This is a genomic window from Chromobacterium amazonense (assembly GCF_001855565.1).
Lineage (GTDB): Bacteria > Pseudomonadota > Gammaproteobacteria > Burkholderiales > Chromobacteriaceae > Chromobacterium > Chromobacterium amazonense.
This window is the reverse complement of record NZ_MKCR01000002.1, coordinates 242,731-252,771: the sequence shown is the minus strand read 5'-3', so window position 1 is coordinate 252,771 and position 10,041 is coordinate 242,731. Positions and strand designations below refer to the sequence as shown.

General features: G+C 64.4%; 14 protein-coding genes. 11 read left to right on the top strand and 3 right to left on the bottom strand.

Annotated elements, in window-relative coordinates; all coding sequences use genetic code 11:
- The first annotated feature begins 278 nt into the window (after positions 1-278).
- Positions 279-935, top strand: coding sequence for a cytochrome b/b6 domain-containing protein (locus BI343_RS01925; protein ID WP_071108427.1), 657 nt, complete (start codon positions 279-281; stop codon positions 933-935).
- Between the two features lie 59 nt (positions 936-994).
- On the opposite strand, the gene BI343_RS01920 is transcribed toward BI343_RS01925, so the two are convergent.
- A complete protein-coding gene (locus BI343_RS01920; RefSeq protein ID WP_071108426.1) occupies positions 995-1,438 on the bottom strand; it encodes a c-type cytochrome in 444 nt (147 codons plus the stop codon).
- 66 nt (positions 1,439-1,504) lie between these two features.
- Positions 1,505-1,933 carry a c-type cytochrome gene (locus BI343_RS01915; protein WP_043627967.1) on the bottom strand — a complete coding sequence of 143 codons (429 nt, stop codon included), beginning with the start codon at positions 1,931-1,933 and terminating at the stop codon, positions 1,505-1,507.
- A gap of 145 nt (positions 1,934-2,078) precedes the next feature.
- Here BI343_RS01915 and BI343_RS01910 point away from each other — a divergent pair, with 145 nt between their 5' ends.
- The 6 genes from BI343_RS01910 to BI343_RS01885 are packed head-to-tail and all read left to right on the top strand — an operon-like array spanning position 2,079 to position 6,159.
- A complete protein-coding gene (locus tag BI343_RS01910; RefSeq protein WP_071108425.1) occupies positions 2,079-2,513 on the top strand; it encodes a Fur family transcriptional regulator in 435 nt (144 codons plus the stop codon).
- 16 nt (positions 2,514-2,529) lie between these two features.
- Positions 2,530-3,447 carry a CobW family GTP-binding protein gene (locus BI343_RS01905; RefSeq protein ID WP_071108424.1) on the top strand — a complete coding sequence of 306 codons (918 nt, stop codon included), beginning with the start codon at positions 2,530-2,532 and terminating at the stop codon, positions 3,445-3,447.
- Complete coding sequence (locus BI343_RS01900; protein ID WP_043627961.1) at positions 3,444-3,629, top strand: hypothetical protein; 186 nt, start codon at positions 3,444-3,446, stop codon at positions 3,627-3,629. The genes BI343_RS01905 and BI343_RS01900 overlap by 4 nt, the downstream gene beginning before the upstream one ends.
- Positions 3,626-4,369 (top strand): metal ABC transporter ATP-binding protein, encoded by a 744-nt coding sequence (locus BI343_RS01895; RefSeq protein WP_043627959.1) that lies wholly within the window; start codon positions 3,626-3,628, stop codon positions 4,367-4,369. Before BI343_RS01900 ends, BI343_RS01895 begins: the two co-directional genes overlap by 4 nt.
- Entirely contained in the window at positions 4,369-5,244 is an 876-nt protein-coding gene (locus BI343_RS01890) for a metal ABC transporter permease (protein ID WP_043627957.1), read from the top strand. Before BI343_RS01895 ends, BI343_RS01890 begins: the two co-directional genes overlap by 1 nt.
- Before the next feature lie 18 nt (positions 5,245-5,262).
- A complete protein-coding gene (locus BI343_RS01885; protein WP_043627955.1) occupies positions 5,263-6,159 on the top strand; it encodes a metal ABC transporter substrate-binding protein in 897 nt (298 codons plus the stop codon).
- Here BI343_RS01885 and BI343_RS01880 read toward each other — a convergent pair.
- Positions 6,140-6,817, bottom strand: a complete 678-nt coding sequence (locus BI343_RS01880) for a sulfite exporter TauE/SafE family protein (RefSeq protein ID WP_043627953.1) — start codon at positions 6,815-6,817, stop codon at positions 6,140-6,142. The genes BI343_RS01885 and BI343_RS01880 overlap by 20 nt on opposite strands.
- A 327-nt stretch (positions 6,818-7,144) precedes the next feature.
- Between BI343_RS01880 and BI343_RS01875 the strand changes: the two genes are divergently transcribed.
- The 4 genes from BI343_RS01875 to BI343_RS01860 all read left to right on the top strand — a co-directional run bounded on the left by BI343_RS01875 (position 7,145) and on the right by BI343_RS01860 (position 9,973).
- Positions 7,145-7,927 (top strand): enoyl-CoA hydratase, encoded by a 783-nt coding sequence (locus tag BI343_RS01875; RefSeq protein WP_071108423.1) that lies wholly within the window; start codon positions 7,145-7,147, stop codon positions 7,925-7,927.
- A 171-nt stretch (positions 7,928-8,098) separates the two neighbouring features.
- Positions 8,099-8,998, top strand: a complete 900-nt coding sequence (locus tag BI343_RS01870) for a LysR family transcriptional regulator (protein WP_071108422.1) — start codon at positions 8,099-8,101, stop codon at positions 8,996-8,998.
- A gap of 31 nt (positions 8,999-9,029) precedes the next feature.
- Complete coding sequence (locus tag BI343_RS01865; RefSeq protein WP_071108421.1) at positions 9,030-9,485, top strand: hypothetical protein; 456 nt, start codon at positions 9,030-9,032, stop codon at positions 9,483-9,485.
- Positions 9,486-9,556: 71 nt separating this feature from the next.
- Positions 9,557-9,973 carry a GFA family protein gene (locus BI343_RS01860; RefSeq protein WP_071108420.1) on the top strand — a complete coding sequence of 139 codons (417 nt, stop codon included), beginning with the start codon at positions 9,557-9,559 and terminating at the stop codon, positions 9,971-9,973.
- The last annotated feature ends 68 nt before the right edge of the window (positions 9,974-10,041 follow it).

The window sequence follows — 10,041 nt, the reverse complement described above, 5'->3', positions numbered from 1 at the left end:
CGATGAGGCCACGGGCCTCCAGATCCTGAAGAAGGGCGGTTTGCGTCATTTGACTGGGTCTCCAACACGGTAAGTAAACGGCCAGCCGGCCGCTGTAAAAAAACTGCTCCAGCGGGCGCTTGCGGCATCCGGCTGGAGTGGGAAGGCTTATCTTAACCGAAATTGCCGCAAAATGGCGGGGGTATTGTCCGTTTTGTATGGGTAGAGTCGCGCGCGGCTTCAAGCATCCGCCTCATTGCGGCAGAATGTGCGCAGATAAAGTATGGAAAGGGAATGTGATGACGCAGCAAGTCAAGGTATGGGACGTGCCCACCCGTTTGTTTCACTGGACGCTGGTCGTTCTGTTCGGCGCCATGTGGTTCTGCGCCGAGCAAGGCGGCGACTGGCTGCAATACCATATCTATTGCGGCGTGGCGCTAGCCTCGCTGCTGGTGTTTCGGCTGATCTGGGGCGTTGTGGGCAGCCAGACTGCCCGTTTTTCCAACTTTGTGCGCGGGCCGCGAACCATTGTTCGCTATCTGAAAGGCGAATTGCCGGAGCGAGAGGCGCCTGGGCACAATCCGCTGGGCGGCTGGATGGTCGTGGTGATGTTGCTGGCGCTGGGCGCGCAGGTGCTGACCGGCCTGTTTGCGGCCGATGTGGACAGCTATCTGTACGACGGCCCGCTGGCCAAGCACATCGACAGTAGCCTGGCCGAATCCGCCACCGGCGCGCATAAACTGCTGTTCAATGGCTTGCTGGCGCTGGTGGCGCTGCATCTGACAGCCATCGTGCTGTACCGCCTGGTGAAGAAGCAGAACCTGGTGGCGCCGATGCTGACCGGCTACAAGAAGATGGCCGGCGAAAAGCCTCGGCTGCATTTCGCCCATGGCGCGCTGGCGCTGGCGGCGCTGCTATTGTCGGCGGGCGGCCTGTATTTCGCGCTGCTACGCTGAAGCGCGGAAAACGACAAAGCCGGCAATCGCCGGCTTTTTGCTTTCCGCCACGCCTGTGCTTACTTTTCCGGTCCGCGGAAAGCGTCGTGACAGGTCTTGCAGTTCTGCGCCACTTGGCCGTAGGCCTTCTTGATCGCGGCCAGGTCGCCGCTCTTGGCGACGAGGGCGAGGTTGTCCACCGATTTCAGGAAGGCGTCCTTGTCAGCCTGGAACTTGGCTGGCTGGCTCCAGATTTCCGGCTTGGCGCGGCTCTTGCCGGTGATGCTGCTGGCCGGGAAGTGTTTGAATGGTTCGGCGGCCAGCGTCTTCAGCGCTTCGGCCTGCTGCGCGAACTTGGCCTGGTCGTACGGCGCGCGTTCCCGCACCGCCATGCCCATGGGTTCGAAGGATTGCAGGAGCATCTTCTTGAACGCCTTGGCGCGGACTTCGGCCGGGGTGTCGTCGGCGTGGGCGGCGGGGATGGCGATGGCTGCCAGCAGCAGCGCGGTCAGTATCTTGTTCATGGCGTCTGAGTGGGAGTGGGCAGTCAATGGCGGCGCTGAGCGCCGCCGGGCATGCAAGGAGTGGGATCAATCCTTGCGGAAGTCCTTGTGACAGGCTTTGCAGGTCTGCTGGGTGGCGCCGAACTGGGTCTTGATCGCGGCCAGATCGCCGGCCAGCGCCACTTGTTTCAGCTTGGCGGTGGCGGCCTTGTGGTTGTCGATGGCTTTCTGCCAGTCGGCCGGCTTGCTCCAGATTTCCGGCTTGGCGTCGGTCTTGCCGGCGTTGCTGCCGGCCGGGAAGTATTGCCACGGCTGTTGCGACAATTGTTCCAGCTGGGTGGCCAGCTTGGCGAATTCATCCTTGTTGTAGGGCGTGTCGCCCTTCACCATCTTGCCCATCGCACCGACGACCGGCTTGTATTGCTTGAAGACATCCTTGCGCTGGCTGATCGGATCCGCGGCGAAGGCCTGGCTGGCCATCAGCAGCGCCAGTGAGGCCACCAACATCTTTTTCATCGAAATCCCCTGACTATGGCATGGAAACAGAATGTGCCAGCGTATCACAGCGCCGCGCCATCCAAAACCCACAAAGTGTAAAGGGTTGGCGTTATGGATGTTATAAAGTAACATTATTTGGTTTTCGACTGAAGCGACCCCTCGCATGGACCGATCCGACTATCTTGCCGCCGCCGAGCACCATTGCGCCGCGCGCGGCAGCAAGCTCACAGACTTGCGCCGCCAGGTGCTGGAACTGGTGCTGAACCACCGCGGCGTAGTCAAGGCCTACCAAGTGCTGGCCGATTTGCAGCAGCAGCGCGGCTCGGCCGCGCCGCCCACCGTCTACCGCGCGCTGGACTTTCTGGTGGAGCACGGTCTCTTGCACAAGGTGGATGCGCTCAACGGCTTCATCGTTTGCGATCATTTCGATTGCCAGCATGAGAGCCTGATCCTGGTGTGCGAGCAATGCGGCCGCGTCAACGAAGTCGATGCCGCCGATGGGCTGGCCAGCCTGCGCGACATGGCTCAGGCGGCCGGTTTCACGCTCAGCCCGCAAAATCTGGTGCTGGCCGGCCGCTGCCAGTCCTGTATCGCTTGAACTGCGCAAGAATTCCATGAAAAAAACCAAAGTCAATCTGTTCACCGGCTTTCTCGGCGTCGGCAAGACCACCGCGCTGCGCCACCTGATCGCCAACCGGCCCGCCCATGAAAAGTGGGCGGTCATCGTCAATGAGTTCGGCGAAGTCGGCATCGACGGCGCCGCGCTGCTGAATGACGAGCTGGCCGTGGCCGAGATCGCCGGCGGCTGCCTGTGCTGCGTGGCCGGCCCGCAAATGACGGCCACCGTGGCCACGCTGTTGCGCCGCGAGAAGCCGGATCGCCTGCTGATCGAGGCCAGCGGCCTGGCCCACGCCGCCGGCGTCATCGACGAATTGCGCGCCAAGCCGCTGGGCGAGGCGCTGGAAGTGGCCGCGGTGTTGACGCTGGTGGACCCGCGCCAGTTCATCCAGCCCGACTACCACCGTCAGCCGCTGTACCGCGACCAGATTTCCATCGCCGATGTGTTGGTGGCCAACAAGATAGACACCGCCGACATCCCCACCATGGAAGCCTTCCGCGCGCAGGCGGCGGCGCTGTTTCCGCCCAAATCGCTGATCGGCGAAGTGCGCGACGGCCAACTGGACGTGGCCTGGCTGGACGCCGAGCTCGCCGCCAAGCCGCGCTACCGCCCGGCGGTGCTGCCGGACAATGCCAGTGCTTGGCAGTCGGCCGGCTGGACCTTCGATCCCGAACTGAATTTCGACGGCGAGCGGCTGACCCGCTTCTTCGACGACTTGCCCAAGAGCGTACCGGGTTTGGTGCGCGCTAAGGGCGTGTTCCGCGTGCTGGACAGCTGGGTGTGGCTGAACTGGGCGGCCGGACAGTGGGGCGCGGCCCAGGTGTCCTGGCGGCGCGACAGCCGCTTCGAGCTGATCGCGCCGGCGTTTGATGCCGAGCAGGTGGAAGCCTGGCTGAAGGAGTGTCTGGAATGAGTCAAACGCATTCTCACGGCCATGATCATGCGCATGCCGGCCATCAGCACCTCACGGCATCCAATCTGCGTCCGCCGCTGAGCCTGCTGTCGATGTCGGCCGGCCAGCGCGCGCTGCTGACGCTGCTGCCCTTGGCCGGGCTGTGGCTTCTGGTGTGGTGGGCTTTGCAGGAGCTGGCATGAGCATAGTGTTGAACAACCTGACGGTGTCCTACCAGCGCCACCCGGCGGTGCACCACATCAGCGGACGCTTCGCCGAAGGCGACGCCACCGCGATCTTCGGACCCAACGGCGCCGGCAAAAGCACGCTGTTGAAGGCGATGATAGGCGCGTTGACGCCCGATTCCGGCAATGTGGACCTGAACGGCTACCGCCGCAGCGACATCGCCTACCTGCCGCAGCAGGCCGAGATCGACCGCAGCATGCCGGTGAGCGTGCTGGAGCTGGTCGGCACCGGACTGTGGCACAAGAGCGGCCCGTTCGGACGGGTGGGCCGCGACGGCATGGCGCGCGCCATCGACGCGCTGGAGCAGGTGGGGCTGGCCGATTTCGCGCTGCGGCCGATCGCCGCGCTGTCCAGCGGCCAGTTCCAGCGCGTGCTGTTCGCCCGCATCCTGGTGCAGGACGCCAGGCTGATCCTGCTGGACGAGCCCTTTAACGCGGTGGACGCCAAGACCACCGAGGACCTGCTGGGCCTGGTGGCGCAGTGGCGGCGCGAGCGGCGCACCGTGATCGCGGTGTTGCACGACGCGCTGCAGGTGAGGGCGCATTTCCCGCACACGCTGTTGATGGCGCGCGAGGTGATCGCCTGGGGCGACAGCGCCACGGTATTGAATGACGACAATCTGCGGCGCGCGGTGGACACCGCCGCCCACTGGCAGGCCCAGGCGCCGGTTTGCGGCCTGGATGGAGCAAGCGCCTGATGCAACACTTGTACGATCTTCTGGTTTCGCCGTTTGTCGAGTTCGCCTTCATGCGCCGCGCCCTGGCCGGCTGCCTGGCGCTGGCGCTGGGCTCGGGGCCCATCGGCCTGTTCCTGGTGATGCGGCGCATGAGTTTGATGGGCGATGCGATGAGCCACGCGGTGCTGCCCGGCGCCGCCATCGGCTTCATGTTCGCCGGCCTCAGCCTGCCGGCGATGAGCCTGGGCGGCTTCTTCGCCGGCGTACTGGTGGCCTTGCTGGCCGGCCTGGCCACCCGCTTCACCAGCATCAAGGAGGATGCCAGCTTCGCCGCCTTCTATCTGCTGTCGCTGTCGCTGGGTGTATTGCTGGTGTCGAAGGGCGGCAGCAACGTCGACCTGATGCACATCCTGTTCGGCTCGGTGCTGGCGGTGGATAACGCGGCGCTGTATCTGGTGTCCGGCGTGGCCACGGTGACGTTGCTGACCTTGGCCGTCATCTACCGGCCGCTGCTGCTGGAAAGCCTGGACCCGGTCTATCTGCGCGCCGTGGGCGCGCGCGGCGCCTGGTGGCATCTGCTGTTCCTGATGCTGGTGGTGTTGAACCTGGTGGCTGGCTTCCAGTCGCTGGGCACGCTGATGGCGGTCGGCCTGATGATGCTGCCGGCCATCACCTCGCGGCTGTGGACCGAGCGCATCGAGGCCATGCTGGCCTTGGCGGTGGCCATCGCCTTCTTCAGCGGCCTGGGCGGCCTGTTGCTGTCTTATCACTTCGAGCTGCCGTCCGGCCCCGCCATCATCCTGCTGGCCGGCGTGGTCTATCTGCTGTCTTTGCTGTTCGCGCCGGTTGGAGGCGCATTGCCGCGCTACATCCGCGCGCGGCATCTGGAATCTTGAACCGATAGGGGGAGCCCCATGAAGAAGACTTTAGCCGCCTTGCTGCTGCTGGGCATGCCGGCGCTGGCGCTGGCCAAGCTGCCGGTGGTGGCCAGTTTCAGCATCATCGCCGATATGACCCGTGAAATCGGCGGCGACCGCGTGGAAGTGGTGTCCTTGGTCGGCCCGGATCAGGACGCGCACGTGTTTCAGCCGTCTCCGGCCGATATCAAGAAAGTGTCCGCCGCCAAAGTGCTGGTGGTGAACGGCCTGGGTCTGGAAGGCTGGATGACCCGTTTGGACAAAGCGGCCAATTTCCGCGGCGTGACCGTGGTGGCGTCCAAGGGCATCAAGACCCGCCAGGCGCCGGAAGAGGAGCATGCCGAAAGCGATCACGATCATGACCACGGCGATGTCGATCCGCATGCCTGGCACGACCCGGCGCGGGTGCAGACCTATATCCGCAATATCAGCGCCGGCCTGATCCAGGCCGATCCTGCCGGCAAGGCAGAATACCAGCGCCGCGCCAGCGAATACGCGGCCAAGGTGCAGGCGCTGGACGCCTGGGCCAAGCAGCAGTTCGCCAGCGTGCCGGCGGCCAAGCGCAAGATGTTGACCTCGCATGACGCGTTTGGCTACCTGGGCGAGCATTATCAGCTGCAAGTGCTGGCGATCCAGGGCGTCAGCACCGAGGCCGAGGCTTCGGCCAAGGGCGTGGCGCAATTGACGCGCCAAGTGCGCAATGAGCGCGTCAAGGCGGTGTTCATGGAGAACATGACCGACGCCCGTTTGCTGAAGCAATTGTCCACCGAAGCCAAGGTGCAGATCGGCGGCAAGCTGTACGCCGACGCATTGTCTGGCCCCAAGGGGCCGGCGGCCAGTTATCTGCAGCTGATGCGCTACAACGTCGAAACCATCATGAAATCGTTCCGCTGACGAGTTGAACCAGGCGCCAAACGCCGACTCCCGCCACGCCCAGTCCGGCCGCCAGCCGCACTGGGCGTTGTTGCATCCAGCGGCGCAAGCCGTCGGCGAACACGCCCATCAGCAACAGGTTGGGCAAGGTGCCCAGGCCGAAGGCCAGCATCAAGCCGGCGCCATGCCAGGCCGAGCCGCTGGCCAATGCCGAGATCGACGCGCTGTAGACCAGGCCGCAGGGCAGCCAGCCCCACACCGCGCCTACCGCCAGCGCGCCGGCCAGGCTGCGCACCGGTAGCAGCCGGCCAACCAATGGCTGCAGGCGCCGCCATACCGGCTGTCCCAATTTTTCCAGCAAGACGATGGCTTGGCCCAAACCCGCCAGATACAGCCCCATGGCCACCAGCATCAGATTGGCCAGGGCCAGCAATGCCAGTTGGTAGGGGTGGGATGAGGCCAGGCTCAGCCCGGCGGAGGCGAGGCCGCCCAGCAGGGCGCCGATCAGGGCATAGCTGGCGAGCCGGCCCAGATTGTAGCCGGCCAGCACGCGCCAACGCGCGTAACCTGCGGGATGATGGAGTGTAAGGGCGGCGACGATGCCGCCGCACATGCCGACGCAGTGGCCGCCGCCCAACAGGCCGGCCGCCAGCAAAATCCAGAAATTGGTTTCGATCATGCCGCAAATCGTGGATCAAAGCTCTATGGTAACAGAGCGGCATGACGAAGACGCCTGTCCAACCGTTTGTGGATTCTTTTTGGCATTGTTGAAACGAACATTCTACAAAAAAGGTTGGATATAATTGTTTCGCCTACTGGCCAAAAGGACAGTTTGCAAAGAAAATGTCACGTCGGGCGAAACAGGGAGGCGATGCCGCCAGCAGGCGACACGTACTTCCGGCCCAGATTCGGACCGCGCATTGGGAGCGGTCGGCGCGCTCTCGCGCCGCTCGGGGCGGTCCGGACTGCCAACGAAAGAAAACGGGGATACAGTGAGGAACACAATATGGCCAGGTATTTAACACTTGAACGGCTGGGCAAATCAGCCATCGTCACGCTTTCCAACCTGCCAGCCAATTTGCTGACCACCGATGGTCTGAACGAATTGGCCTCGACGCTGCAGGCGTTGAACGCTGACGACGGCGTGCGTTCGGTGGTGATTACCGGCGCCGGCGATACGTTTTTCTCCGCCGGAGCGGATTTGAAGCAATTCGCTTCCGGGAATAAGGCGGAAGCCGATGTTTTGCTGCAGGCGTTCGCCAATGCCCTGCAGGCGATCCGCAATTACCGCGGCGTCACCGTGGCGGCGGTCAATGGCTTCGCCCTGGGCGGCGGCTTGGAGTGCGCGCTGGTGTGCGACTACATCATCGCCGAGCGCGGCGCCAAGCTTGGCTTGCCGGAAGCCAAGGTCGGCCTGATTCCGGCCGCCGGCGGCACCAAGACCCTGGCCGACAAGGTAGGCGTATCCTGGGCCAAACGCATCATCCTGGGCGGCGAGCAGGTCAGCGCCGAACAGGCGCTGCAGATCGGCTTGATCGAGGAAGTCGTCGACCAGGGCTTCGCCAAGATCGTCGCGGTCAGCCTGGCCAACAAAGTCGCCAGCCAGGCGCCGAGCTCGGTCGCGGCCGCCCGCAAATTGATAGAGGACAGCCCGAATCTGACCCTGGACGAACACCTGAAGCGCGAACGCGCCGCCACTCTGAGCTTGATCGGCGGCGGCGAGCAAGTGGAAGGCGTGGCGGCCTTTCTGGCCAAGCGCGCGCCAAGCTGGATGCAGGACGACGATTAAGGCTGCCGACCTGCGCGCGCCACGAGCAAACCGCCTGTCTACATGCATTGTGGCAGGCGGTTTGTTTTTGAGCAGAGGCGGAACCCTGTGCTAGCCTAGACAGCGTTTGGCCTATAACCATCGACGCGCGGATACGACGCGGCACGGGCAGTGGAAGAAACAGGGGAGAACATGGAAATCTACCAGTTGCGGACCTTTGTCACGGTGGCTCAGCAGGGCCACTTGACGCAGGCGGCCGAACTGTTGCACCTGTCGCAACCGGCAGTGACGGCGCAGATCAAGGCGCTGGAAGAAGAGGTGGGCATGCCCTTGTTCGAGCGCAGCGCAGGCGGCGTCAGCCTGACGCGCGCGGGGCAGGAGCTGCTGCCGCAGGCGCAGGGCGTGCTGACGGCAGCGCGCGACATCATCCATCACGCGCGCGAACTGAAGGGTCAATTGGCGGGCCAGGCCAGGATAGGCGTGACGCTGATGCCCGACGTCCTGCGGCTGGGCCCGTGGGTGGCGGCGCTGGTGGACAAGTATCCGCTGCTGGAAGTGCAGCTGAGCCATGGCGTTTCGGTGGATGTGCTCAATCTGGTGCGCAAGAAAGAGCTGGATGCCGGCTTCTACCTGGGCAAGAACCCGTATATGAACGTCAATACCGTTCCTTTGCAGACACTGGCTTTCCGCGTCGCGCTGCCGGCGGCCTGGGCCGGCCAATTGGCCGAGGGCAGGCTCAAGGAATTGGGCAAACTGCCCTGGGTTGGCATTTCGCAGTTTTCCAGCCTGTCCAAGATCACAGCCGAGTTGTGGCGCGAACTCAATATCTCCCCCAAGAAAGTCGCCGAGAGCGACCACCTGTCGGTGATTCTGGAGCTGGTGGCGGCCGGCGTCGGCGTGGCTCTGGTGCGGGAGGAGGACGCCCTGGCCTGGCAGGCCAGCGGCCGCATCTGGCTGGTGCCGGCGCTGCGCAAGACCGCCGACCTGCAGTTTGTCTATCCGTCGGACCGCGACGGCGATCCGGTGTTGGAAACCCTGTTGCGGGAGCTGCTGGCGGTTTGGCGGCTTCCTTGTCCGCAATCCGCGGCTTAAGGCGCTCTGCGCCATCTGATGAGGAGGTTCCATGGTCAGCTTGCTGGTCGATGCGGTGGAAAGCTGTTGCGGCGCGATGGAAAGCGGACATAAGCGCTGGCTGGAGGCGCAGGAGGAAGTCTATCGCCACTGGCTGTGGCCGCTGCCCCCGAGCTTCGCCATGTCCAAAGGAGAGGTGGAGCGCCGCGTGGACGGCAGCCTGCTGGCCGGCGCCGCCTTATGGCAGGCCCAGGCGGATACCCAGCGCGAACTGATGCTGGCGGTCGAAAAGTTGTGGCTGGAAATGGGGCGTAGTCTGCAGCAGCAGCTGCCCGACGGCGACGCCGCGCCGATCGCCGTGATGCGCCGAGCCCTGGAGGTCGGCTGTGCTTCCGGCGCGGCCCTGTCCACCGCCTCGCGCCAGGCGGGCCACTTTGCTGCCACCAATTTTTCCGGCACGCCGCTGAAGGCCGCGCGGGATGTGCGCAAGGCGCTGATGCAGCGTTAGCGTGGCGTGGCCCCTGGCCGGTGTTATGCTTGACGTATGCATGGCGCGAGGCGTCGACTAGGGGAGTGAGCATGCGAATCCATGGAGCCTGCCATTGCGGCAACCTGTCCTTTGAGCTGGATTGGCCGGATGGGATTGCCATCCCGGCCCGTCGTTGCGGCTGCGGCTTTTGCCGCAAGCATGGCGGCGTGTGGACCGCGTCCCCTGGCGCGCGTTTGACGGTGGCGTTGCGCCAGCCGCAGCGGCTGGCGCGGTATCGTTTCGGCACCGGCACTGCCGATTTTCACATTTGCTCCGATTGCGGCGTCGTTCCCTTGGTCAGCAGCGAAATCGACGGCCGGCTGTACGCCGTGGTCAGCGTCAATGCGTTTGAAACGCCCGGCCTGCCGATCAGCGACGCGCTGGATGTGTCGTTCGACGGTGAGAGCGAGGCGGATCGCTTGGCGCGGCGGGCGCGCACCTGGGTAGCCGATGTTAGCTTTGTCTGACGCTCATCCCCCGCGTGCTGAATTGACGGGCCCGCGGTAGACGGCCGCCGATTCTTCTTCCCACGCTG